The following is a 24,713-nucleotide window of genomic DNA, read 5'->3' as shown; positions in this document are numbered from 1 at the left end:
CCTAGACATAGGAGTCTGACATGGCATCGACGCCATCAACCGAAACCAAACTCAACAAATCCGGTAAGCCGAAGAAGCGAATCGACTCATCCCACTACCTCTACATGGCCGTCATCATCGCGGTTATTCTGGGTATCATCGTCGGCTTGGTCTGGGGCGGACCGGAGGGATTCGCGGTCTCGCTCAAGCCGCTCGGAGATCTGTTCATCGCCCTGATCAAGATGATGATCGCCCCGATCATCTTCTGCACGATCATTCTCGGCATCGGCTCCATCGCCAAGGCAGCCACCGTCGGCAAGATCGGTGGCCTGGCCCTCGGCTACTTTCTGATCATGTCGACCTTCGCACTTGGCATCGGACTGGTCGTGGGCAACATGATTCATCCGGGCGAGGGCATCAACCTGTCGGATGCCACCTTTGAGGCCACCGAATCAGCCGACACCAAGTCGTTCCTGCTCGGGATCGTTCCCACCACCCTGTTCTCGTCGCTGACCAGCGGTAACATTCTGCAGACGCTGCTCGTGGCACTCATCGCCGGCTTCGCGCTGCAGCGCATGGGCCCGGCCGGCAAGCCGATTCTCGATGGGCTAGCCCACGTGCAGGCTCTGGTCTTTCGCATTCTGATTATGGTCATGTGGCTCGCCCCGATCGGTGCTTTCGGTGCGATCGCCGCGGTCGTCGGTGCTACCGGCATCCAGGCCGTCATCAGTTTGTTCACGCTCATGGCCGCCTTCTACATCACCTGCATCATCTTCATCGTGGTCATCCTCGGCGGCCTGCTCAAACTGGTCACGGGTGTGAACCTGTTCAAGCTCATGCGCTACCTCGGCCGGGAATACCTGCTGATCGTATCGACGTCGTCGTCCGAAGCCGCGCTGCCGCGACTGATCGCCAAGATGGAACACCTCGGCGTCTCCAAGCCCGTCGTTGGTGTCACCGTGCCCACCGGCTACTCATTCAACCTCGACGGCACCGCGATCTACCTCACCATGGCCTCGCTGTTCATCGCCAACGCGCTCGGTCAGCCGCTCGCCCTCGGCGAACAGATTGGGCTGCTCATCTTCATGATCATCGCCAGCAAGGGCGCCGCCGGAGTGTCCGGCGCCGGCCTCGCCACCCTGGCCGCGGGCCTGCAGGCCCACGCCCCGCAACTCGTTGGCGGCGTCGGCTTCATCGTCGGCATCGACCGCTTCATGTCTGAAGCTCGCGCGCTGACCAACTTCACCGGCAACGCCGTGGCAACCGTCATGATTGGCTCCTGGACCAAGGAACTCGACCGGGTGCAGGTTGATCGCGTGCTGGACAAGCTCGAACCGTTCGACGAACGCACCATGCTCACTCATGGTCATGTCAGTGCCGCGGAGAGCCAGCGCACTGCCGAGCAGGCTGCGCAGTCCAAGGTGTTGGAACGCGCCTAAGCAGAAAACGCGCGCATTAGACTCGCGCTACGGGTGTCGTCCGGAGAAGTCGTCCCGGGCGACACCCTTTTTTTCGTTGTGCTTTTTTCGGTGCACCGAAAAGTCGGTATGTTAGGATTGTTGACGGTCTTACAACCTTCACCAGGACGCGCAGGCGTAGCCACCATTTGAGATGGAACGGCCGCCTGCGTATGGTGAGGCGCCGACGGACGCGGTCCCATGATCGCTCCAGCCCACGCTGATTCTCGCGTTCGGGCCGCTCGGTGCCTACCCGTCCGACAAGAGAGCACCGCGCTTCGTAGACCGTGAAATCGGCTACGGGGGCGTGCACCGGAGAACGCGTGACCGACAATATCCCTCATCCAGGATCCATCGCCGTCAAGGCAGATCACCTCTATAAAGCCTTCGGGCGCCGCCCGCACGAAATCGTCAAGAAGCTCAAAGCGGGCAAGAGTCGCGCAGACACCTCTGCCCTCGGAGTGGCCGCCGTCATTGACGCCTCATTCGAGGTCAAGAAGGGCGAAATCTTCGTCGTCATGGGCCTGTCCGGCTCGGGCAAATCGACTCTCATCCGCATGCTCAACGGACTGTGGGAGGCCACCTCCGGCACCGTGACCGTCGGCGGCACCGATATCACGGGCGTTTCCGCCAAGGAACTGCGCGACATACGTCGCAAGAGCATCTCGATGGTGTTCCAGCATTTTGCCCTGCTGCCGCACCGCACGGTGATCGACAACGTCGCCTATGGCCTCGAAATTCAGGGCATGGGCCGGGAACAACGCCTCGCGAAAGCGCAGACGATCATCGATCTGGTCGGGCTGGCTGGCTGGGCAGACAACCTGCCCTCGGAGCTGTCCGGTGGAATGCAGCAGCGGGTCGGCCTCGGCCGTGCTCTCGCGGCCGACACCGACGTACTGCTCATGGACGAGGCCTTCTCGGCCCTCGACCCGCTGATTCGCCGGGAAATGCAGGAGCAGCTCATCGAGCTGCAGGCCGCGCTCGGCAAGACCATCATCTTCATCACCCACGACCTGAACGAGGCCATGTTTCTCGGCGATCGCATCGCCGTCATGCGCGATGGTCGCATCGTGCAGATCGGCACGCCCGAGGAGATCCTCACCGACCCGGCCAACGACTACGTCGCCCAGTTCGTGCAGGATGTCGACCGGGCGCGCGTGCTCACCGCCGCGAGCGTGATGGAACCGGTGCGTTCGGTCATCACGAAGACCGCAGGCCCACGGGCGGCGCTGCGGACCATGCGCGACCTGCAGACATCCGTCACTTTTGTGCTCAACCGCGACCGCAGCTTCGCCGGTATCGTGCGCGACCGCGATGTACTGAGAATGGTCAAAGCCGGCGAGACGGATCTGCGAAGCATCATTCGTGACGACGCTAACGCGGTGCTCCCCGAAACCGCCCTGGTCGACCTTGTCGAGCCCTCGGTCGAGAGCGAATTGCCGATCGCCGTCGTCGATGAGAAGAACCGTCTGCTCGGCGTAATTCCTCGCGTGACCCTGCTCGCCGCCATCGGGAACGTCACGACGAATACCGGCCCACTGCCGGTCGTGATGCCGCCTGCCACCATCTCGATCAGCCAGATCACCGACATATTGGGCGATACGGCCGATGACGCCCTGTTCAATGTCGAAGGAGCGCGCGCATGACCGACTTTCGTCTTCCCCTGGGTTCCCTCATTGAATCCTTCGTCGACTACATCACCGATACCTTCGGCTTTCTGTTCGGCTTCATTCGGGCACTCTTCGACGGCGCCTACGAATCCGTGGAATTCCTGCTCGGAGCGCCGCCGTTTTGGGCGATCATGCTCGTGCTGGGCGTACTCGCCTTCGGAATTCGTGGCTGGAAGTTCGCGGTCGGAACGGTTGTCGGCCTTCTTGTCATCCTTGGCGTCGACCAGTGGGAGAACGCCATGGACACGCTCGCCCTCGTGCTCGTCGCGAGTGTGCTGGCGATTGTCATCAGCGTTCCCGTTGGCATTCTCGCGGCCAAGTCCACGCTCGCCTCGAACATCATTCGCCCGGTACTCGACTTCATGCAGACCATGCCGGCGTTCGTCTACCTCATTCCGGCCCTCATCCTCTTTCGCGTCGGAGTGGTACCCGGCATCGTCGCGACCATCATCTTCGCGATGGCTCCCGGCGTGCGCCTGACCGAGCTCGGCATCCGCAGTGTGGACCAGGAAGTTGTCGAGGCCGGGCAGGCTTTTGGAGCGTCCCCGTGGCGTATCCTGCGGCAGATTCAGTTGCCGCTGGCAACCCCGACCATCATGGCCGGCGTCAACCAGGTCATCATGCTCTCGCTCTCCATGGTGGTTATTTCCGGCATGGTCGGAGCGGGCGGTCTCGGGGCGCAGGTTGTGGCAAGCCTCAACCGCATCGACATCGCGCTCGGTTTTGAAGCTGGACTGGCCGTCGTGATCCTCGCGATCTTCCTCGACCGCATTACCGCGTCGCTCGGCAGCACCGATTCAACGGGCTTCTTCGGCGGCCTCCGGCGCACCCTGCGTGCGCGTCGGGCCACCGATGCCATGGCATCCACTGCCGAGCCCGCTCGCGCCCCGCAGCCGGTCGGTGAACCGGCCCGAGTCTGACCGGCGGCAACGCAGGTTTACGGATGCAGCCGCATCCGTTCAACAGTGCGGCTTTCGCCGTATGCACCAAGCGTCAACCCCAGTCACCCACAGCAGGTGGCACGAAAGGAAGACCCATGAAGAACCGTTCTCAATCACGTATCAAATCGAGCTTGGCACTGGGAGCCGTTGGTATTCTGGCTCTCACCGGCTGCGCCGCCTCCGGTGAGACCGAAACCGTCGGAAACGGCAACGAAGACCAGAAGGATATGTCGATCGCCGTGTTCAACGGCTGGGATGAGGCCATTGCAGCCTCCGCGCTGTGGAAAGCTATTCTCGACGAGAAGGGCTACAACGTCGAGCTTGAGTACGGGGACGTCGCGCCGGTGTACTCCGGCCTGTCGACCGGTGATTACGATCTCAACCTGGATGTCTGGTTGCCGGTAACGCACGCATCGTACCTCGAAGAATATGGCGACGACATCGTCGACCTCGGTGCCTGGAACAAGGAGTCGCGCAACGCGATCGCGGTCAACGCGGATGCCCCGATCGACTCGCTCGAGGAACTCGCGGCCAACGCCGACCTGTTCGACAACCGCATCGTCGGCATCGAGCCCGGCGCCGGCTTGACCCTCGCGACCACGGACAACGTTATTCCGGGCTACGGCCTCGAGGACATGGAATACCTCACCTCGTCGACGGCGGCCATGCTGACCGAATTACAGACGGCCACCGACAACGGCGAGAACATTGTCGTCACCCTGTGGGAGCCGCACTGGGCCTATAACAAGTTTCCGCTCAAGAACCTCGAAGACCCGCAGGGAGCCCTGGGCGGCGTGGAAAGTATCCATTCCTACGCCAGCACCGACTTCAAGACGGACTTCCCGCAGGCGGCGGAGTGGATCGAGAACTTCGAGATGGACCTCGACACGTTGTACTCGCTTGAGCAGGCCATGTTCGTCGACTACGAGGGCCAGGACTATGCTCCGATCGTTGCCCAGTGGATGGAAGACAACCAGGAGTACGTGGACGGCCTTACCAGCTAGTCACGGTTTCGCACGACGAACGGCCCGCGTCTTCGGACGCGGGCCGTTCTGTTTATTGTCGCGGCGGAGTAGAACTCGCCACTGGCTACATGGTGTTGCAATGTTTTCGCTGTGACCAGTCACCGGGTTGGCATTGAGTTCATCGGCGTGACCACCGGTAGAGCCGAGGCGCTGAACGCCATGTCGGGCGTGGAATCCCCGACGGTGTCGATCAAGCCGAGTCGCGCCAGATGATAGGGGTCTCGAGCAGGATGCCGTCGGCCGGTTGCTCCTCACCGCGCAGCTGGCCGAGCACGCACTCGGCTGCTCGCTCGCCCAGGCCGAAGGCTGGCTGGTGCACGGTCGAGAGGTGTGGCTGGGTGCGCAGCGCCCAGGAACTGTCGTCAAATCCGACGATGCCGACGTCACCGGGCACGCTGCGCCCGGCATGGCGGAGCGCTTCGAGTGCTCCGGCAGCCACGGCGTCAGAAGCCGCGAACACCCCGTCAATCAGTGGGTCACGTTCGAGCAGTGCGCACATGCCCTTCACCCCATCGGTGAAGGTGTAGAGCGGTACTCGGGCAACGAGAGCCGGGTTGAAGCGGTCGCCCAGGGCATCCGTAAAGCCGGCCAGGCGGTCCGCGCCGGAATCGCGATCGAGTGCGGCGGCAACCATGCCGATGCGCTGGCGTCCGGTCTGCATGAGGCGTTCGGTGATCGCGCGCGCCGATGCCCGGTTGTCGATGCCTACGAACGGCAGAGGGCTCTGCTCTGGCGGATGTCCAACGAAAGCGGCCGGAAGGCGCAGCTTCTCGATAACGCGGGTGATGGGGTCTTCCCGGCGGGCGGAGACGATGATGACCCCGTCGACGAAACCACCGCTGAGATAGCGGGCGACGCGGTCGGTGTCGCGCTGGGAGTCGATGACGAGGCTGACCATCTGGTAGTCCGAGCGGGAGAGCACGGTGTTGGCCCCGAGCAGGATGCCGCCGATGTTGGGGTCATCCAGAAATAGTGAGTGTGGCTCGTGCACGATGAAGCCGACCGCTTCCGAGCGCTGCATGACCAGGCTGCGCGCGGCGTTGTTCGGTACATAGCCGACCTTCTCGATGGCGGCTTCGATGGCAGTCCGGGCTGAAGCCGAGACGTAGGGCTCGTCGTTCACGACCCGGCTGACCGTGCCGCGGGACACGCCGGCCTCGACGGCGACATCGTGGATCGTCGCGCGTTTGCTCCGAGACGGGATTGTCACCATTTGATAACCATAACGCTCCCGAACGAAGACCGCGCTTGACAGGATCGGCGGGATATACCTAATCTGTGTACGTTCACAGAAAACCCAACGGTGAGTTTTGCTCCCGACTCTGTGCACGTTCACAGAGTCGTCAGCATGGTGTCGCCAACACGGCGTACACACCACGGTCAGGGAGCACATGAATTCGCGAACAGCCTCTTCGAATGGTTCGGCTCCGGTGACCCCATTCGTTCACGAGGGGTTCGCCTACGGCTGCGATTACAACCCGCAGCAGTGGGGTCCCGACGTCTGGATCGAAGACGTGCGCCTCATGCACGAGGCCGGCGTCGACCTGGTGGCCATCAACATCTTCGGCTGGTGCGACATCGAGCCGCACCCCGGGGAGTACGACTTCACCACCCTCGATACGATCATCGAACTCCTGCACAGCAACGGCATCCGGGTCAACCTCGGCACCGGAACCTCGTCCCCTCCGCCATGGTTGACCACGCTGCACCCCGAGATCCTCCCGGTGAGTGATGACGGCACCACACGATTCCCTGGCGGTCGGCAGGCTTGGTGCCCGAGCTCGGCCGTGTTCCGCGAGCACGCGCTCGCCCTGGTGGAGAAGGTCGCCAAGCGTTACGGCCACCACCCGGCCATCGCCCTCTGGCATGTGTCCAACGAACTAGGCTGCCACAACGCGCTTTGCTACTGCGATGAAACCGCGGCTGCGTTCCGCCTCTGGCTGCAAGCGCGCTACGGCACGATCGACGCCCTCAACGCAGCCTGGGGTACCTCGTTCTGGAGCCAGCGCTACGGCCAGTGGTCCGAGATCCTCACCCCGCGGCTCACGCGCTCCAGCAGGAACCCCGGCCAGGTGCTTGACTTCCACCGGTTCAGCTCGGCCGAACTGCTCGACTACTACCGCCGCGAGACCGCGGTGCTGCGCCGCCACACCAACGTAGCCGTGACCACCAATTTCATGGTCACGGCGCACATCCGCAACCTCGACTACTGGTCCTGGGCCGGCGACATGGACATCGTCGCCAACGATCACTACCTCGACCACCGCCTCGCCGATCCGGCCATCGAACTCGCCTTCGCCGCCGACCTCACCCGTGGACTCGCCCAGGGGAAGCCCTGGCTGCTCATGGAACAGGCCACCGGCGCCGTCAACTGGCAGCCGCACAACCTGGCGAAGGTGGCAGGCGAGATGACCCGCAACTCCCTCGCCCACGTCGCCCGTGGCGCCGACGGCATCTGCTTCTTCCAGTGGCGCGCTTCCCTGCAGGGCTCAGAGAAGTTCCACTCCGCCCTGGTGCCTCACGCCGGCACCGACACCGTGCTCTGGCGCGAGGTCGTGGCCCTGGGGGCGACCCTCGATCGTCTCGCCGAGGTCGCCGGCAGCCGGGTCGTCGCGGATGCCGCGATCATCTTCAGCTGGGAGGCCTGGTGGGCTGGCGACGGAGAATCCCGTCCCTCCCATGCGGTGCGCTATCTCGAGCAGGTGCACGCCGCCTATACGGCCCTGCACCAACTCGGCGTAACGGTCGACATCGTCTCGCCAGACGCCGACCTCTCCGCTTACCGCCTCGTCGTCGCCCCGTGCCTCTACCTGGTCTCTGACGCGCAGGCCCAGAACCTGGGTTCCTATGTCGCGGCCGGCGGCCACGCCCTGATCACTTTTTTCAGCGGCATCGTCGACGAAGACGACCGGGTGCGCACCGGTGGCTACCCCGGCGCGTTCCGCGAGATCCTCGGCATCACGGTGGAAGAATTTTCCCCACTGCTGCCCGGCCACGTTCTGACCCTCGACTCCGGCGCGTGCGCGAGCCTCTGGAGCGAACGCCTGCGGATCGACACCGCCGAGGTGATGGCGCGCTACCTTGACGGGCCGCTGCCCGGCATCCCTGCCATCACCCGCAACGAGCACGGAGGCGGCACCGCTTGGTACGTTGCGACCGCGCTGGCGGCCGGTGCCCTGAGGGACCTCGTGCGCACGATTGCCGAGGCGGCACGCGTTACCGCGGTTGGCCCGGAGAGTGCGGGAACCATCGAGGTCGTTCGCCGAGTGAAGTCCACCAGCAGCTACCTGTTCATCATCAATCACGGTCACGGCGACGTTGAGCTTCCGGCCTGCGGCCACGAACTCGTCACCGATGCACCCGTCGGTCGAATCGTGCGCGTGCCCGCCGGAGCCGTCCGCGTGATCAGAGAGGACCCCGCATCATGAGCGCACCTGCCGTTCCCCTGACGGATGCCCCGGGCAACGCCGCCCGGAAGCCCCGCGCCGCCCAGCCAGCCAAGGCCCGCGGAGCGAAGCCCCGCGTGCAGCACAAGGGAGCGATCCTGGCGTTCGTGCTCCCGTTCGGCGCACTGTTCGCCCTGTTCTACCTGGTGCCGATCGGCTACGCGATCTACCAGTCTCTGCTCGTGATCGAGCGTGAGGGCACCTTCGGCCAGGCCACCCAGGTCTTCGGTGGACTTAGCCAGTACATCCTGGTCTTCCAGAACGGGCCGTTCTGGGCGTCGATCAGTCGGGTGCTCGCCTTCGGCGCCGTGCAGGTGCCGATCATGCTCGGCCTCGCACTGGTATTCGCCCTGCTGCTGGACTCGCCGCTCGTGCGCGGCAAGAAGTTCTTTCGGCTGGCGTTCTTTGTTCCCTACGCGGTGCCCGGCGTCATCGCCGCGATCATGTGGGGCTACCTCTACTCACCCAACCTGTCACCGTTCAGTGCCGTCACCGAGAACATCAACTTCCTCTCGGCGGACCTCGTGCTCTGGGCCATCGCCAACGTCGTCACCTGGGTGTTCGTGGGCTACAACATGCTCATCATCTACTCGGCGCTGCTGGCAATCCCGGCTGAACTCTACGAGGCCGCCCGCCTCGACGGCGCCGGTCAGCTCCGCATCGCCTGGTCGGTGAAGATCCCGCTGATCATGCCGGCCATCATCCTGACCGCGATCTTCTCGATCATCGGCACCCTGCAACTGCTGGCCGAACCCCAGGTGTTCCGCAGCTTCAGCTCGGCCGTCACCAGCACGTTCACCCCGAACCTGACGGTCTACTCCACCTCATCCATCCCAAACTTCAACCTGGCCGCGGCGTTCTCCGTGGTGCTGGCCCTCGCGACGTTCATCCTTTCGTTCACATTCCTGAAGTTCACGCAACGGAAGGAAGCCAAGTGAGCACCCTGAGTACCGTGACCTCCACCACTGTCGGCAAGTCGGCACGCAGCATCCGTTCCCGGCAGGGCAAGACGCCGCGCGCGCAGCGAGAGAGCCCGTTCGCTCGGGTCAGCGCCATGGTCGTCATGGGCGTGTTCACGCTCTACTTTCTGGTGCCGATCTGGTGGCTGGTGGTCGCGGCCTCGAAGAACCGCTCCCAGTTCAACAGCACGAACCCGCTCTGGTTCGCCGACTTCTCCCTGTTCGAGAACATGGCAAACCTGGTGGCCTACCGTGACGGCGTCTACCTCAAGTGGATGCTCAACAGCGCGCTGTACGCCGGTGGCGGCGCCCTCGTTGGTACGCTCATCGCCGGTATGTGCGGGTACGCCCTGGCCAAGTACAACTTTCCGGGCCGTGAACTGATCTTCAACGTCGTGCTTGGCGGCGTGCTCGTGCCCGCGACGGCGCTGGCGCTGCCGCTGTTCCTGATCTTCAGCCAGATCAGCCTGACGAACACGTTCTGGTCGGTGTTCCTGCCCAGCCTGGTCAGCCCGTTCGGGGTCTACCTCGCCCGCATCTACGCCTCGGCCAGCGTGCCCGACGAATTGATCGAGGCCGCCCGCCTCGACGGCGCCGGCGAATTGCGCACCTTTTTCACCGTCTCGGTGCGGATGATGGTGCCCGCCCTGGTCACGGTCTTCCTCTTCCAGTTCGTCGCCATCTGGAACAACTTCTTCCTGCCGCTGATCATGCTGCGCGACGAAACCCTGTTCCCGGTCACGCTCGGCCTCTACGCCTGGAACTCGCAGGTCAACCAGATCCCTGTGCTGCGCGACTACGTGCTGATCGGCGCGCTGCTGTCGATCATCCCGCTGATCATCATCTTCCTGCTGCTCCAGCGCTTGTGGCGTAACGGCCTCAGCGCCGGTTCAGTGAAATAACCACCTCAGCCACACCACCCCGGCCGGATATTCCAGTCGGCTCATTCCCTCCACCAAGAGAAAAGAAGGACAATGCGAATCAAGAAGAGAGCAGCCACCGTCGCTTTGCTCACCGCAGCCACGGTCGTGCTGGCCGGCTGCGCGTCAGGCTCGACCACACAGGACGGCGGCGACGCCGCAGCCTGTGCACCCTCGGACGGCAAGGTCGACCTGACCTTTACGACCTGGATACCTGGGATCGAGGAAGTCGTCAAGATCTGGAACGATGAAAACCCCGACATTCAGGTGAAGGTGCAGACCGGCCCGAACGGAAACGGAGGCACTTATCAGAACTTTTTCAATCAGCTCAAGGCCGGCAACGCGCCCGACCTCGGCCAGATCGAATACGACGCCCTCCCCAACTTCCGCGTGCAGGACGGCCTGACCAACCTCGCTTCCTGCGCGGGTGTACTCGACGCCCAGGACGACTTCGTGGACTGGACCTGGGGTCAAGTCAACTTCGGCGAAGAGGACGCCGTCTATGCGGTGCCGCAAGATGCCGGCCCCATGGCGATGTTCTACCGCGCCGATCTCTTCGCGGCCAACAACATTGCGATCCCCACCACGTGGGAAGAGTTCGCCGTTGCAGCGGAGGCGGTACGCGCCACCGGCGGGTACATCACCAACTTCTCGCAGAGCGACATCAACCAGTTTGCCGGATTCGTCTGGCAGGCCGGCGGAACCTGGTTCGAGAACGACGGTGACAACTGGACCGTCGATCTGACCAGCCCGGAGTCCGTCAAGGTTGCCAACTACTGGCAGGACCTGATCGACCGCGATCTCGTTTCAACCAACCCGCCGTGGACCGACGAGTGGAATAACGCCTACAACACCGGATCCGACTGGACCTGGAACTCGGCGGCCTGGGGTGCGAACTCCATCGCCAGCGGCGCTCCGGACACCGCCGGCAACTGGTCCGTCGCGCTCTCCCCGCAGTGGGCTGATGGCGAGAGCGCCGCTGGCAACTGGGGTGGCTCGTCCACCGCCGTGTTCAAAGGATCCGAGCACCCCTACGAGGCTGCACAGTTCGCGCTCTGGCTGAACACCTCTGATGAGGCGCTCACGATGCTGAACAAATCGGCCAACCTGTACCCGGCCGCCAAGAGTGGCCTGGAACTGCCGGCCCTGAAGGAAGGCGTCGAGTTCTATGGCGGCCAGGCGATCTACGATGTGTTCGCCGAGGCGTCCGCTCAGGTATCGCCCGACTTCATCTGGGGCCCGACCATGACGCAGGTCTATAACGACACCTCCGACGGTTTCAAGGGTGCAGTCACCGGTAACGGCACGCTGACGGATGCTCTCACGAGCGCCCAGCAGAGCACGATCGACGCCCTCCAGGCACAGTCGATCCCGGTCAACAAGTAGCATCAGCATCACTGTGTCGATTCCCTACCTCCGTGCCGCGGGCACCAGCCTGGTGCTGGATGCCCGCGGCACGGGCGTGCCCGTCATCGTGCACTGGGGTGCCGACCTGGGCGAATTGACCGGCGCTATGCTGACCACGTTGGCCGACGCATCCGTGCCGTCGATCGCACCAAGCTCGATCGACGTGCCCCTGCGGCTCACCCTGTTGCCCACCCTCGCGCAGGGGTGGAGCGGACGACCGGGAATCAGCGGTTTCCGGCCCGGCCGGGGCGGCTCGGCCATCGATCTGCGCCTGGTAAACGTTCGGGCGGGCGAGCGCCCCACGGGACGCTTCGCATTGCCAGGAACCCAGACCCTGACGCTCCTGCTGGCGGATGCCGCGGCCCAGATTTCCGTGCGCACCGATCTTGAAATCTCGGTTCAGGGGGTGCTTCGGCTGCGCCACACCGTGACCAACACGAGTACCACCGCCGGCGACGCAGCCTTCGAACTGGGTTCGCTCGACGTCATACTGCCGGTACCCGGTCGGGCCGGGGAACTGCTTGACTTCACCGGGCTGTGGACTCACGAGCGTCGGCCGCAGCGCAGCACGCTCGGCCACGGCGTGTGGAGCCGCGAGTCCCGACACGGCCGCCCCGGGCATGACGACTCCTATCTCATGGTGGCCGGTACACCCGGATTTGGTTTTCGTTCCGGGGAAGTGTGGTGCACTCATCTTGCCTGGAGCGGTGACAAGCGCGCCTGGGCTGAGAACAGCCCCCTGGGCTTTTCGCTGCTCGGAAGCGGTGAACTGCTGGCTCCCGGCGAGCTGGGTGTGGCCGCCGGTGCAAGCCACAGCACCCCGTGGACCGTGGCCGTGTACTCGGATGCCGGGCTCGACGGGCTGTCGGCGCGGCTGCATCCGTGGATCCGCTCGTGGTCGACCATTCGGACGCCGCGCCCGGTCGTGCTGAACACATGGGAGGCCGTCTACTTCGAGCATGATCTGCCAACCCTGGCGTGCCTTGCGGATGCCGGGGCGCAGACCGGCGTGGAACGCTTCGTCCTCGATGACGGCTGGTTCACCGGCCGCCGGGATGATCGCCGTGCCCTCGGCGACTGGTTCGTCGATCCCGTGACGTGGCCCAGTGGCCTGCATCCTCTGATCGAACGTGTGCACGCGGCCGGCCTGGATTTCGGCCTCTGGGTCGAACCGGAGATGGTGAGTCTCGACTCGGAGGTTGCCCGTGCGCACCCGGAGTGGGTGCTCGGCGGCGTCCCGGAACCCTCAGCCACTGAAACACCGGCGCTGACCTGGCGGTTCCAGCGTGTGCTCGATCTGAGCCACCCGGACGCCTTCGCCTGGGTCTTCGCCCGACTCAACGCTCTGCTCACGGAGTACCCGATCGCCTACCTGAAGTGGGACCACAATCGCGACCTGCTGGCCGCCTCCGCTCACCGCCAGACTGCGGCGCTCTACAGTCTGATCGATGCGGTACGCGCGGCACACCCGGGCATCGAGATCGAGTCCTGCGCGTCGGGGGGAGCCCGGATCGACCTTGGAATCCTCGAGCGCGTCGACCGGGTCTGGACCAGCGATACCAACGACCCGTTCGAGCGACAGCAGATCCAACGATATACGGGCGTGCTCGTGCCGCCGGAATACCTCGGCGGGCATCTCGGCGCGGCCACGGCGCACACCACCGGACGCACCTCCGAGCTCAGTTTTCGGCTGGCGACCGCCCTGTTCGGTGCGGCCGGCATTGAGTGGAATCTCATCGATGCGAGCGCCGAAGAGCTCGGGCAGATTGCCGAGTGGATCACGCACTACAAGCGGCTGCGCCCTCTGCTGCACTCCGGTGTTGTCGTGCGGGCCGACCCGAGCGACCCCGCCCTTCTGCTGCACGGCGTCGTCTCGCGCGACCAGAATTCGGCCCTCTTCGCCCAGGTGGCTCTCGCAGCCCCGCATGACGCCGTTCCGGAGCGGATGCGATTTCCCGGGCTCGCGCCCGAGCGGCGCTATCGAGTGACGCCCCTGCTGCTCGGCGCCCCGCGCACAATCCAGGACGCACCGCCAGCGTGGTACGCCGGGTTGGAGGGCTCGACCGCAACTTCAACCACCCCCGCCGATGCTGCGAGTGGCGGTGGCGGTGGCGGTGGTGGTGACGGTGGTTCGGTCATGCTGACCGGAGCGGTGCTCGCTCTCGTCGGGCTGCCCGCGCCGCTTCTTGCCCCGGAGCAGGCCGCACTTTTCGCCATCGACGCGGTTGGCTGAGCGAGCCTCGCCTCTCCGAGAGTTAGGCGGCCTCGAGCTCGCGAACCTGCTGCAGCCAGCCGTCGAACAGGTCGCTGTTGAAGTCGTCGACGCTTTTCAGCTTGAATTCGCTCATCTCCGCCGACCCGCTCGCGTTGAGCTTGCCCGAGTCATCGGTGATGGCCTGGCCGCGCCAGAACAACACGGTCACAAAAGTCGGATATGCCTTGAATCCGGCTACCGGCAGGTCATTCTCGAGCCAGACCGGATGTCCGTGCCACAGTTCCGTCGATGTCTTCGGCAGGCCCAAGTCGAATTTGTCCCGGAGCAGCCTGGCGACGCTTGCCAGCGGCTCGGTGGGAGCGGCAACATATTCGTCGATGGTCGTCGGCTTGAGAGCGGATGCGACGAGTGCCGGATCGGCGATCTGAAATTTGGTGGGAGTAAACGTCGAAGTGAATGTGGATGTCAGGTGAATAGCCTCTTTCGGTGGTCAAATTCACGCCTGGCCGGTGCCGGGCATGTTGGTACCTGTATTCCACACTGTCACGCCGATGCACCCTGCGGCTGGGCAGACGCTCAGGAACCGGTCCTCGCTGGGCAAAAAAACACCGCCCGTCGGCCCAAAGGTCGACGGGCGGTGCCCAGGTAGAGGAGGTGCTTTTTAGGCCTTCGGGCCGCCCTCGGCAGCAAGAATATCGATTACGAACACCAGGGTGTCGGTGCCCGAAATGCCTTGGGTGCCGGCTTCGCCGTAGCCGAATTCCGGCGGAATCACGGCGAGGACCTGCGAACCGACGGTCTGGCCGACGAGCGCCTGGGTGAAGCCTGGGATCACGCCGCCCGTCGGGAAGACGGTGTACGGGGAGCGGCCCCAGGAGGAGTCGAAGGTTTCGCCGGTCGCCCAGAGCACACCGGTATAGGCCACTGCCACGCTCGCACCGTCGGTGACGACCTTCCCGTCACCCTTCTTCAGGGTGGAGATCTTCAGATCCGTGGGAGCCTCGGTGGCGGGAACGGTTACGGTCGGTGCGCCATCAGCAGCAAGAGCGACCGTCGGGAGACCGGTCTCGGCAGGCTGGTCGGTTCCTGACGCCTTGGTCGGTACGGATTCGATCACCTTGACGACGTCCATGACAAAGATGACTGGCTCGCCCGCAGCGACGCCGGTGGTGCCCTGATCGGTGAAGGCATCCGCTGCCGTACTCACGGTCACGATCCGGTCGCCCTCGACGGCGCAATTGGCCGATCGAACAAGACCATGCAGCAAGCCGGTGTCGTTGATGGGAATGACGAGACTGGCTCCGTCGGTGGAGTACGTCGTCGGCTGCACGATTTTCTCGGTTTTGGCGTTGTAGAGGGTGATCGCGACTTCCACGATCGAGTCTTTCTTGGCCGTGTCGGTGCCGGTTCCCTCAATCGCCACCGTGCGCTGGGTGGTGGTGGGCGCGAGCGGTGCATCGATCGCGATGTCGAGGGGCGCGCCGAAATCACCTGTGACCTTGACGCTGTCGGAGAGCTTGCCCGGTTGCGTGCAGTCCGCAGAGGGGGAACTGGCAGCGGCTGCATCCGTTGCTTGAGGAGTGTCGCTGCTTCCACAAGCGGTCAGTGCGAGCGTCAGGCCCACAATGGTCAGAAGTGCGGGAATTTTCGACACGGGGCCTCTTTCGAGAGCGTAGCTGCGGGTAGGCTTTTTTCGGTAGCTGTCTGGTGGCGCGAACGCCCAAAGCCCTACTCTGCCACGGATCGCCTATAAAGCGGCTGAGTGAATGCCCCGGCGTGCCGCCCGGGCCAAGGCCGGTCAGTCGTCGAGGCCGCGGGCGACCAGGGCCTCGCCCAGGGCATCCGCTGCGTAGAGCGACCGCACGACCACCGGAACGGCGATCGACAGGAGCGAGCCCCGCGTACCGCGGGCCGTGCGGGCCTCGAACACCTCGCGAACGATATCGCTCACCAAGGGAATGCAGCGGATGGTGAGCGCGACGAGCAGTCCTACCCGGTCGGTGTCGATGAACCGGCGGAACGGTCGCAGCAGTTTCTGGAACGCTTCGAGCACGGCGGTGACCGTCGTGCTCATCGTGAACAGGGTGGCGAGGGCCACCGCTACGAGCAGACGGCCCGCCATCAGAGCGGCGACCGTCCAGCCGGAGAGCAAACCCTGGATTGGCACCGCGACCAGCAGGATCAGCAAAATCGGGGCGATCTGGGCTGCGGCCGCTCGCACCGGAACTCGCGCCGCCAAAAACAGCAGCACGACGCCGGCGGCCGCGCCGCCGACGATCCATGGATTGGGCGAGGACCCGATCAGAACGACGCAGAGCGAGAGCAGAAACAGCTTGAGCAGAGTGGGCGCCCGGTGAATAAGCGAGGTTCCAGGGCTGTACAGGCCGATCATCTGCCGCTTCTCACTGCAGCAGGGCGCGATACGCCGCCAGGGACTGCGCGGGCGCGCCGTCGGCGACGACCATGCCCTCCTCGATCACGATCACGCGGTCGAATTCTTCGACCAGATGCAAGTGGTGGGTGACGACGATGACCTGCTGGGGAAGCGTGTGCAATAGCTCACCGATGCGCCGGGCATTGCGGGCGTCGAGCAGGGTCGTCGGTTCGTCGGCGACGATCGTGGCTGGACGTGCCACCAGGACGGAGGCGAGGGCGAGCAGCTGTTTCTGCCCGCCGGAGAGGCGGTGCGCCGGGTGTTCGGCGTGCTCGCTCAGCCCGAACTGTTCCAGGGCGGCCGCCGTGCGCTCAGCGATTTCGGCGGGGGAGAGGCCGCGTCGGCGCAGGCTGAACGCCACGTCTTCCTGAACGGTGGGCATCACGATCTGGTTGTCGGGATTCGTGAAAATGAACCCCACCTTGCGACGCACGTCGCGGGCATGGCGAGACACGTCGAGCCCGTCCACCGTCACGGTGCCGCTCGTCGGAGTGACGAGCCCATTGATCATGCGCACGAGCGTGGATTTGCCCGATCCGTTCGCGCCGACGATGCCGATGCGATGCTCGGTCAAGCTGAGATTCACGTTGCGAAGCACGCAGCGGTCACCGAATGACTGCCCGACCTGCTCGAAGCGGATGCTGCTCACGCGTCAGTCAACTTCCCGACGGCCCTTCGGCAGCGCGATCAGACCGGGGTAGGCCTTGTGGACCTGGCGGGCGACCAGCACGGTCACGATGACCTTGATCAGGTCTCCGGGTATGAACGCGAGGTTCAGGCCGATCGTGGTCACGAGCGGCAGGCCGAGGTTGAGGGCCATGACCGGAATACCAACCAGGTAGACGGCGACGATGCCGCCGAGAATCGTGGCGCCGAGGGCGGGCCAGAACGGGTATTTCGGCAGCAGGCGGGCGGTGAGGTATCCGGTCACGGCAGCACCGAGCAGCCAGCCGTAGAGGTAGCCAGCGGCCGGACTGACTGTGAAGACGCCGATGCCGCCACGAGCGCCGGCGAGCAGGGGGAGACCCACCGCCGTCAGAACGAGAAACAACAGCACGGCGAGGGTTCCCTTGCGCGGACCGAGAATGGCCCCGGCGAGCATCACGCCGAGGGTCTGCAGGGTGATCGGCACCGGCCCGATGTTAAGGGGTCCCGCCAGGCCGAGTGCCGCGATGAGAGCGGCGAAGATGGCGATCTGGGCAAGATCGCGGGCGGGCATAATGCGCCCCGTCGGGGCGCTCGAACGAACGGTGTCAGTCATGGTTTAAATCTAGAATTTGGCCCACACCCGCTGCTGAAGAATACCTACAACAAAATGCCGGGAAGTGTAGAGGTCGTGATTGTGATCAGGAGCCACCGGCCATAATCGCATCCGCTGCGCGCACCAGAGCCAGATGCGAGAGCGCTTGCGGGGTGTTGCCCATCTGGTGCCCACTGGTCACGTCGTACTCCTCCGAGAGCAGCCCGACGTCGTTCACGAAGCCGAGCAGCCGGTTCATGAGCGCATTGGCGTCGTCGAGTCGACCCGACGTGGCGTATTGCTCAACCAACCAGAAGGAGCAGGCCAGAAACGGATGCTCACCCGGCGGCAGTCCGTCCACCGCGGTGTGCGTGCGGTACCGCAACAGCAGCCCATCCCGCATGAGGTCGGCCTCGATCGCGGCCACGGTGCCGAGCATGCGTGGATCGGTGGGTGCGCAGAAGCCGACCTGCGGGAGCACCAGGAGCGAGGCATCCACTTCCGTGCTGCCGCAGAACTGCATGTAGCTATTTCGATCCGCGTCAAAAGCGCGAGTCTCGATGTCGGTGCGCACTGCGTCGCGCAGGGCCTTCCAACGGTGGAGCGGACCGTCCAGGCCGCACTCTTCGATGCCCCGCACCGCGCGGTCGAAGGCGGCCCAGACCATCACGCGCGAGTGGGTGAATTCGCGAGGCTGGCCGCGGACCTCCCAGATGCCCTGGTCCGCGCGGCGCCAGTTCTTCTCGAGAAAGCTCATGAGAGCGCGCTGCAGCGGCCAGGAGAACTCGTTCTCGCGCACGCCCGCAGTACGGGCAGCATGCAGGGCCACCATCACCTCGCCGATCACGTCGGATTGGAACTGGTCGACCGCGCCGTTTCCAACACGCACGGGGGAGGCGCCCTGATAACCGGCCAGGCCGGTGAGTTCATGCTCGGGCAGGTAGCGCTCCCCGGAGAGGCCGTACATGATCTGTACGTCGTTGGGATCTCCGGCAATGGCACGCAGCAGCCAGGCTCGCCAGCCGTCGGCCTCCACCTCGTAGCCGTGGCTGAGCAGAACCGCGAGCGTGAGCGAGGCGTCGCGCAACCAGACGTAGCGGTAGTCCCAGTTGCGGGTGCCGCCGCTCTGCTCGGGCAGGGAGGTCGTCGCGGCCGCCACAATGCCGCCGGTTCGCTCATGCGTCAGTGCACGCAGCACGAGCAGCGAACGAACCACCTGGGCGCGCAATGGTCCCTGATGGCTGCAGCACGACGCCCATTTCCGCCACCAGGCGCAGGTCTCGGCGTGGGCAGCATCGATATCGATGGCGGGTGGCGTATCGCGGTGCGAGGGATACCAGGTCAGATGCGCGTCGATCGTGTCGCCGGTGCTGACGTCGAAATGGGACACGTGGCGGTGGTCGGCGGCGCGCAGATCAGGGCCGCGCACCACGATGGCGTCGGGCCCGGCGATCGCGACGAGGCCGTGCGCCGACTCGCCCTTGAGCTGGCGCACCCACGGCATCGTCGTGGCATAGCCGAAGCGGATGCGCAGATCCTGGGTCATGTGCACCGTGCCGCTGATGCCGCGCACTCGGCGCACCAGATCGGCCCGGCCGTTGCCGTGCGGCATGAAGTCGAGTACCTCGACCTGGCCGGTGGTCGTGGTCCACACCGTGGACAGCACGAAGGTATCGCCCTGATAACTGCGGCTGGCGGTGGCGGTCGTATCGGCCGGGGCCAGCAGCCAACGACCGTCGTTCTCATCGCCGAGGAGCGCACCGAACATCGAGGCGGAGTCATAACGCGGAAGGCATAACCAGTCGATGCTGCCGTCTCGACCGACGAGCGCCGCCGAGTGACAATCACTGATGAGTGCGTAGTCCTCGATATTGAGTGCCATCAGGCCATACTGTCAGCACCAGAGTGAGAATTGGCCGACGATCGGGCACCGAAGATTGTCGCCGATGTGGTCAGGCGACGAGACGGGCCGAGGCGAGAGTCGCGGAGGCCTTATCGATCCAGGCAGCGGATGCTGCAGCCAGGTCGTCATCGCTGGTTTCGATCCGCGTGGCCTCAATGGGCGGGGCGTCGACCGGGGCTGCCGCGCGTGGCGAGGTCTCGTTCACGGCCGGTTCGTTCCAGGTCGTGATTGGCGCGGGCGTCCAGGACAGCGCGGTGGGCTCGCCGCTGCTCTCGCCGCGCAAGGCTGCTTGTTCGGTCATGATCGCCTCGGTCAGCTCGGTCGCGATCTCCCGTGCCTTCAACCCGTGGAAGATGACCTCGGTGTCGTCCGCGCTGCGGGCCACCAGAGTCCAGGCGCCGTGCTCGCCGACCAGGGCTTTGAGCTTGTCGTGCAGCAAATCGAAAATTTGCTCGTCGTGCAGCACCGGAGCAGGGGCAACCGTCAGCGCAGCATTCGCGGCCAAACGTCGGCGTCGGCGACCAAACATGACAAACCCCTTCGAGTGCACGGCGTTTGAGCCACACCGTGTGCAGCCGCATTAGCTGCACTTTTCATTTTCGGGGACGAATCGTCGTCTCGCCGGGGGACACGCCGCCGGACAGGCCAATTCGGAGCTGAATTCAGCTCTCGATTCGACGTTTATTCGCGTCTTCGATGATCGTGCCGATAGCGACGGCGGCGCTCAGTCCCCAGCCGAGCCACAGCATCACGAGGCGCCAGTCCCGCGGACCGTGCCGCGTGGCCTGTACGGTGTTCCATCCACCGGCAATGACGCCGATCATTGCACTGCTGAACACGAATTTTCGCATGTCAACCTCCGGAATCAGGCTACCCGGCACCGGCCCGACCGCGGATAAGCTCGCAACCGACTTTTGCTGGGAAGAACCCGTGAGCTGATCGACGAGACTCCGGGCGCGTCAGTCGCGCCCCGAACGGCTGTGGGCCGGACTGATAACGTTGGGGGGCAGCACAGGTGCGCACCCCGGGTGTGCCCGGAACGGATGATCCATTACACTTCCAGCCGAATCCACACGGTCGCAGATCGACCCATCCCCCGTCGTGCCCGCCGATGCCCCGGCCGGCACGTACGTTCTCGTCGTCGTCTCCAACCGGCTGCCGGTGGATTACGAAGAAGCCGAGGACGGCTCCGTCAACTGGCGTACCTCGCCCGGCGGGTTGGTCACAGCGCTCGAACCGCTGATGCGTTCCTCGCACGGAGCCTGGGTGGGCTGGCCGGGTGTCGCCGATCGCGATTTCGAGCCGTTCGAGAATGCCGGGATCTCGCTCGTGCCGGTGCGGCTCAATGAAGCCGACATCGAGGACTACTACGAAGGTTTCTCCAACGACACGCTCTGGCCGCTGTATCACGACGTCATCGCACCGCCGAGCTTTCACCGTGAGACGTGGGAAGCGTATATCGCTGTCAACCGCCGATTCGCGGCGGCGGCCGCCGCGGTCGCCGCCCCGGGGGCAACGGTCTGGGTGCACGACTACCAGCTGCAGCTCGTGCCGCGCATGCTGCGCGAAGCCCGTCCCGACCTCGTCATCGGTTTCTTCAACCACATTCCCTTTCCGCCGTACGGGATCTTTGCGCAGCTGCCCTGGCGCAAACAGATTCTGCACGGGTTGCTCGGCGCCGACGTCATCGGCTTTCAACGGCTGGCGGATGCCGGTAACTTCTCCCAGGCGGTGCGTCGCCTCTACGGCTATCCCACCCGCGGCGTCGTCATCGATGTGCCGATCGGTGAGACCGACCAGGGCGGCCAGAACGGGGAGTCCCGCCGCGTCATCGCCAAACACTTTCCCATCTCGATCGACTCGGCCGGCTATGAAGAACTTGCCCGACGCCCCGACATTCAAGCCAGGGCTCGCCAAATTCGCGAAGACCTCGGCAACCCCAAAACCCTGATGCTCGGCGTCGACCGGCTCGACTACACCAAGGGCATCGGCCACCGTATCAAGGCCTTTGGCGAGCTGCTCGCCGACGGTCGGTTGAGCGTCGAAGACGTCACCCTGGTGCAGGTCGCCAGCCCGTCCCGCGAACGCGTCAGCACCTACATGGCCCTGCGCGACGAGATCGAACTCGCCGTCGGCCGGCTCAACGGCGATTTCTCGACCATCAGTCACACCGCCATCAGCTACCACCACCACAGCTATCCGCGCGAAGAAATGGTCGCGATGTACCTCGCCGCCGACGTCATGCTCGTCACTGCCCTGCGCGACGGCATGAACCTCGTCGCCAAAGAGTACGTGGCCGCGCGCTTTGATGTTGACGGGGTGCTCGTATTGAGCGAGTTCGCCGGCGCCGCCGACGAACTCAAACAAGCTATTCTCATCAATCCGCACGACATTGATGGCACCAAGGACGCCATCGTGCGAGCGGTCGAGATGCCCAAACGGGAGCGCACGCGGCGCATGCGGTCGCTGCGACGCAAAGTCGCCGAAAACGATGTCGCCGCCTGGTCGGACTCCTTCTTGAGAGCCCTCACCGGCGGCGCGGCCGTGCCCGCCGGCATTTCTGACGACCTCGACCTGGCCCTGCAGAGCATTGCCGGCGCCGAGAACCTGCTCATCGCCCTCGACTTCGACGGCACCCTGGCGCCCCATGTCGACCATCCCGAAGACGCCCGTGCCATCGCCGGCAACCGCGAAGCCGTGCAGGCCCTGCTTGACCTGCCGGGCGTGCGTGTTGCCCTCGTCTCCGGACGCGCCCTGGTGAGCCTGCAACACGTCGCCCAGCCGCAGAGTTCGGTACTGCTCACCGGCTCGCACGGCATCGAGGTGCAGCTGGACACCCCCGAGATCGAGCTCAACCTGCTTTCCTCCGAGCTCGAGCAACTCGATACCCTCACCCGGGTGCTCGAGAGCATCTCCGGCTCGATCGCCGGCACCACAATCGAGCGCAAGCCCGCCGGTCTGGCCCTGCACACTCGCCTCGCAACCGAGGAAGACGGCGAGAGAGCCGAGCGTCAGGCTCGTGAGCAACTGGGTGATCAGCTGCCCGGGCTGACCATTCGAGAGGGCAAGAACGTGCTCGAGTTCTCGGTGCGGTCGAGCACCAAGGGCGACGCCCTGGAGAAGCTGCGCAACTACACCGGCGCCGACCGCGTGTTCTACGCCGGTGACGACGTGACCGACGAGGATGCCTTCGGGGCCCTGCACGACGACGACCTCGGGCTGAAAATTGGGCAGGGTGCCACCCTCGCCGGTTACCGGGTGCGCAGCCCGCACGAGGTCACCCAGGTTCTGGTGCGTATCGCCGCCCTGCGGGCAGGGCAGGTGCACTGACCGGTTCGCTGCGGCCCGTGAGCTGAATCGCGGGAGCCTGCCGAGGTTCTAGACTCGGAGGCATGTCTGAGATCGATGTGAAACCCCGTAGCCGCGACGTCACCGATGGGATCGAGGCCACCACTTCTCGTGGCATGCTCCGTGCTGTCGGCATGGGCGATGCCGACTGGGAAAAGCCCCAGATCGGTATTGCGAGCTCGTGGAACGAGATCACACCCTGCAACCTCTCGCTCGACCGCCTGGCGCAGGCGGCCAAGGAGGGCGTGCACTCCGGCGGCGGTTACCCGCTGCAGTTCGGCACCATCTCGGTCTCCGACGGCATCTCCATGGGTCACGAGGGCATGCACTTCTCCCTTGTCTCGCGTGAGGTCATCGCCGACTCGGTCGAGGTCGTCATGCAGGCCGAACGTCTCGACGGCAGCGTGCTGCTCGCGGGCTGCGACAAGTCGCTCCCCGGCATGCTCATGGCCGCCGCCCGACTCGACCTCGCGAGCGTGTTCCTCTACGCCGGATCGATCGCGCCGGGCTGGGTCAAGCTCTCCGACGGCACCGAAAAAGACATCACCATCATCGACTCGTTTGAAGCCGTCGGCGCGGTCAAGGCCGGCCGGATGAGTGAAGCGGATGCCAAGCGCATCGAGTGTGCGTTCGCTCCCGGCGAGGGTGCCTGTGGTGGCATGTACACGGCGAACACCATGGCCAGCGTCGCGGAAGCCCTGGGAATGAGCCTGCCCGGCTCGGCGAGCCCGGCATCCGCTGATCGTCGCCGCGACTACTTCGCCCGCCGTTCCGGCGAAGCCGTCGTCAACATGCTGCGCCTCGGCATCACGGCCCGCGACATTCTCACCCGCAAGGCGTTTGAGAACGCCATCGCCGTGGCCATGGCCTTCGGTGGCTCGACCAACGTCGTGCTGCACCTGCTCGCCATCGCCCGTGAGGCCGAGGTTGAACTCACCCTCGACGACTTCAACCGCATCGGCGACCAGGTTCCGCACATCGGCGACCTCAAGCCCTTCGGCAAATACGTCATGAACGATGTCGACCGTCAGGGCGGCGTTCCCGTTGTCATGCGGGCGCTGCTCGAAGCCGGTCTGATCCACGGCGACGCGCTCACCGTGACCGGTAAGACCGTGGCCGAGAACCTCGCCGAGATCGACCCGCCCGCTCTCGACGGGGAGGTGCTGCGCACCCTGGACAACCCCATTCACAAGAGCGGTGGCATCACCATTCTCAAGGGCACCTTTGCGCCGGAGGGTGCCGTGGTCAAGACCGCCGGATTCGATGCCGCAGTGTTTGAAGGACCAGCTCGGGTGTTCGAGCGGGAGCGCGCGGCGATGGACGCCCTGACCGCGGGCAAGATCTACAAGGGTGACGTTGTCATCATCCGCTATGAGGGCCCGAAGGGCGGTCCGGGCATGCGGGAGATGCTGTCGATCACGGCCGCCATCAAGGGCGCAGGGCTCGGCTCCGATGTACTACTATTAACGGACGGTCGATTCTCAGGCGGCACAACCGGACTGTGTATCGGCCACATAGCACCCGAAGCGGTGGACGCAGGTCCCATCGCCTTCGTGCGCGATGGGGATCTGATACGGGTCGATATCGCCGCTCGCACGCTCGACCTACTGGTCGAGTCCTCCGAGTTGGCCGCCCGCCGAGATGGCTGGGCGCCCCTCCCGCCGCGCTACACCCGTGGCGTACTCGCAAAGTACGCCAAGCTCGTGCATTCCGCCGCTGAAGGCGCCATCACCGGCTAGCCAGCGTGTCCAGAGTGGGCAGGCTCAGAG

The 24,713-nt window shown here is 64.8% G+C and carries 20 protein-coding genes; 11 read left to right on the top strand and 9 right to left on the bottom strand.

What is annotated here, in order from left to right; genetic code table 11:
• The first annotated feature begins 20 nt into the window (after window positions 1–20).
• The 4 genes from E3N85_RS12855 to E3N85_RS12840 all read left to right on the top strand — a co-directional run bounded on the left by E3N85_RS12855 (window position 21) and on the right by E3N85_RS12840 (window position 5,051).
• Window positions 21–1,418 carry a cation:dicarboxylate symporter family transporter gene (locus tag E3N85_RS12855; protein WP_134463785.1) on the top strand — a complete coding sequence of 466 codons (1,398 nt, stop codon included), beginning with the start codon at window positions 21–23 and terminating at the stop codon, window positions 1,416–1,418.
• A gap of 341 nt (window positions 1,419–1,759) precedes the next feature.
• Window positions 1,760–3,082: a glycine betaine/L-proline ABC transporter ATP-binding protein gene (locus tag E3N85_RS12850; protein WP_174722489.1), complete on the top strand. Its 1,323-nt coding sequence runs from the start codon at window positions 1,760–1,762 to the stop codon at window positions 3,080–3,082.
• Window positions 3,079–4,026 carry a proline/glycine betaine ABC transporter permease gene (locus E3N85_RS12845; RefSeq protein ID WP_134463783.1) on the top strand — a complete coding sequence of 316 codons (948 nt, stop codon included), beginning with the start codon at window positions 3,079–3,081 and terminating at the stop codon, window positions 4,024–4,026. The genes E3N85_RS12850 and E3N85_RS12845 overlap by 4 nt, the downstream gene beginning before the upstream one ends.
• 116 nt (window positions 4,027–4,142) lie before the next feature.
• Window positions 4,143–5,051, top strand: a complete 909-nt coding sequence (locus tag E3N85_RS12840; protein WP_134463781.1) for a glycine betaine ABC transporter substrate-binding protein — start codon at window positions 4,143–4,145, stop codon at window positions 5,049–5,051.
• A 211-nt stretch (window positions 5,052–5,262) separates the two neighbouring features.
• Here the strand turns inward: E3N85_RS12840 and E3N85_RS12835 are convergent, their stop codons facing one another.
• A complete protein-coding gene (locus E3N85_RS12835) occupies window positions 5,263–6,285 on the bottom strand; it encodes a LacI family DNA-binding transcriptional regulator (RefSeq protein WP_134463779.1) in 1,023 nt (340 codons plus the stop codon).
• Between the two features lie 178 nt (window positions 6,286–6,463).
• On the opposite strand from E3N85_RS12835, the gene E3N85_RS12830 reads away from it, so the two are divergent.
• The 5 genes from E3N85_RS12830 to E3N85_RS12810 all read left to right on the top strand — a co-directional run bounded on the left by E3N85_RS12830 (window position 6,464) and on the right by E3N85_RS12810 (window position 14,037).
• Window positions 6,464–8,500: a beta-galactosidase gene (locus E3N85_RS12830; RefSeq protein WP_134463777.1), complete on the top strand. Its 2,037-nt coding sequence runs from the start codon at window positions 6,464–6,466 to the stop codon at window positions 8,498–8,500.
• Entirely contained in the window at window positions 8,497–9,456 is a 960-nt protein-coding gene (locus tag E3N85_RS12825; RefSeq protein WP_134463775.1) for a carbohydrate ABC transporter permease, read from the top strand. The genes E3N85_RS12830 and E3N85_RS12825 overlap by 4 nt, the downstream gene beginning before the upstream one ends.
• A gap of 116 nt (window positions 9,457–9,572) precedes the next feature.
• Entirely contained in the window at window positions 9,573–10,379 is an 807-nt protein-coding gene (locus E3N85_RS12820; RefSeq protein WP_134464490.1) for a carbohydrate ABC transporter permease, read from the top strand.
• A 72-nt stretch (window positions 10,380–10,451) separates the two neighbouring features.
• Window positions 10,452–11,783 (top strand): extracellular solute-binding protein, encoded by a 1,332-nt coding sequence (locus E3N85_RS12815; RefSeq protein ID WP_134463773.1) that lies wholly within the window; start codon window positions 10,452–10,454, stop codon window positions 11,781–11,783.
• A gap of 13 nt (window positions 11,784–11,796) precedes the next feature.
• On the top strand, window positions 11,797–14,037 hold the full coding sequence (locus E3N85_RS12810) for an alpha-galactosidase (RefSeq protein WP_174722488.1): 2,241 nt from the start codon (window positions 11,797–11,799) through the stop codon (window positions 14,035–14,037).
• A gap of 22 nt (window positions 14,038–14,059) precedes the next feature.
• Here the strand turns inward: E3N85_RS12810 and E3N85_RS12805 are convergent, their stop codons facing one another.
• The 8 genes from E3N85_RS12805 to E3N85_RS12770 form a co-directional block, all read right to left on the bottom strand.
• Entirely contained in the window at window positions 14,060–14,326 is a 267-nt protein-coding gene (locus tag E3N85_RS12805) for a DUF1801 domain-containing protein (RefSeq protein ID WP_134463769.1), read from the bottom strand.
• Window positions 14,327–14,680: 354 nt separating this feature from the next.
• Complete coding sequence (locus E3N85_RS12800) at window positions 14,681–15,673, bottom strand: FKBP-type peptidyl-prolyl cis-trans isomerase (RefSeq protein ID WP_134463767.1); 993 nt, start codon at window positions 15,671–15,673, stop codon at window positions 14,681–14,683.
• Between the two features lie 144 nt (window positions 15,674–15,817).
• Window positions 15,818–16,411, bottom strand: a complete 594-nt coding sequence (locus tag E3N85_RS12795) for an energy-coupling factor transporter transmembrane protein EcfT (protein WP_134463765.1) — start codon at window positions 16,409–16,411, stop codon at window positions 15,818–15,820.
• A 10-nt stretch (window positions 16,412–16,421) separates the two neighbouring features.
• Entirely contained in the window at window positions 16,422–17,102 is a 681-nt protein-coding gene (locus E3N85_RS12790) for an energy-coupling factor ABC transporter ATP-binding protein (protein WP_134463763.1), read from the bottom strand.
• Window positions 17,103–17,105: 3 nt separating this feature from the next.
• A complete protein-coding gene (locus E3N85_RS12785) occupies window positions 17,106–17,714 on the bottom strand; it encodes a biotin transporter BioY (RefSeq protein WP_134463761.1) in 609 nt (202 codons plus the stop codon).
• Between the two features lie 85 nt (window positions 17,715–17,799).
• Entirely contained in the window at window positions 17,800–19,575 is a 1,776-nt protein-coding gene (locus tag E3N85_RS12780; RefSeq protein ID WP_134463759.1) for a glycoside hydrolase family 15 protein, read from the bottom strand.
• A gap of 70 nt (window positions 19,576–19,645) precedes the next feature.
• Window positions 19,646–20,125, bottom strand: coding sequence for a hypothetical protein (locus E3N85_RS12775; RefSeq protein ID WP_134463757.1), 480 nt, complete (start codon window positions 20,123–20,125; stop codon window positions 19,646–19,648).
• A 133-nt stretch (window positions 20,126–20,258) separates the two neighbouring features.
• Complete coding sequence (locus tag E3N85_RS12770; RefSeq protein ID WP_134463755.1) at window positions 20,259–20,447, bottom strand: hypothetical protein; 189 nt, start codon at window positions 20,445–20,447, stop codon at window positions 20,259–20,261.
• A 250-nt stretch (window positions 20,448–20,697) separates the two neighbouring features.
• On the opposite strand from E3N85_RS12770, the gene E3N85_RS12765 reads away from it, so the two are divergent.
• Window positions 20,698–22,926 carry a bifunctional alpha,alpha-trehalose-phosphate synthase (UDP-forming)/trehalose-phosphatase gene (locus tag E3N85_RS12765; protein WP_241978495.1) on the top strand — a complete coding sequence of 743 codons (2,229 nt, stop codon included), beginning with the start codon at window positions 20,698–20,700 and terminating at the stop codon, window positions 22,924–22,926.
• A 62-nt stretch (window positions 22,927–22,988) separates the two neighbouring features.
• On the top strand, window positions 22,989–24,683 hold the full coding sequence (ilvD, locus tag E3N85_RS12760) for a dihydroxy-acid dehydratase (RefSeq protein ID WP_134463751.1): 1,695 nt from the start codon (window positions 22,989–22,991) through the stop codon (window positions 24,681–24,683).
• Window positions 24,684–24,713 lie beyond the last annotated feature (30 nt).

It is taken from the genome of Cryobacterium sp. Hz9 (genome assembly GCF_004402825.1).
GTDB lineage: Bacteria > Actinomycetota > Actinomycetes > Actinomycetales > Microbacteriaceae > Cryobacterium > Cryobacterium gelidum.
Note: the sequence above shows the minus strand (reverse complement) of the source record. Positions and strands in the feature narration are given on the sequence as shown.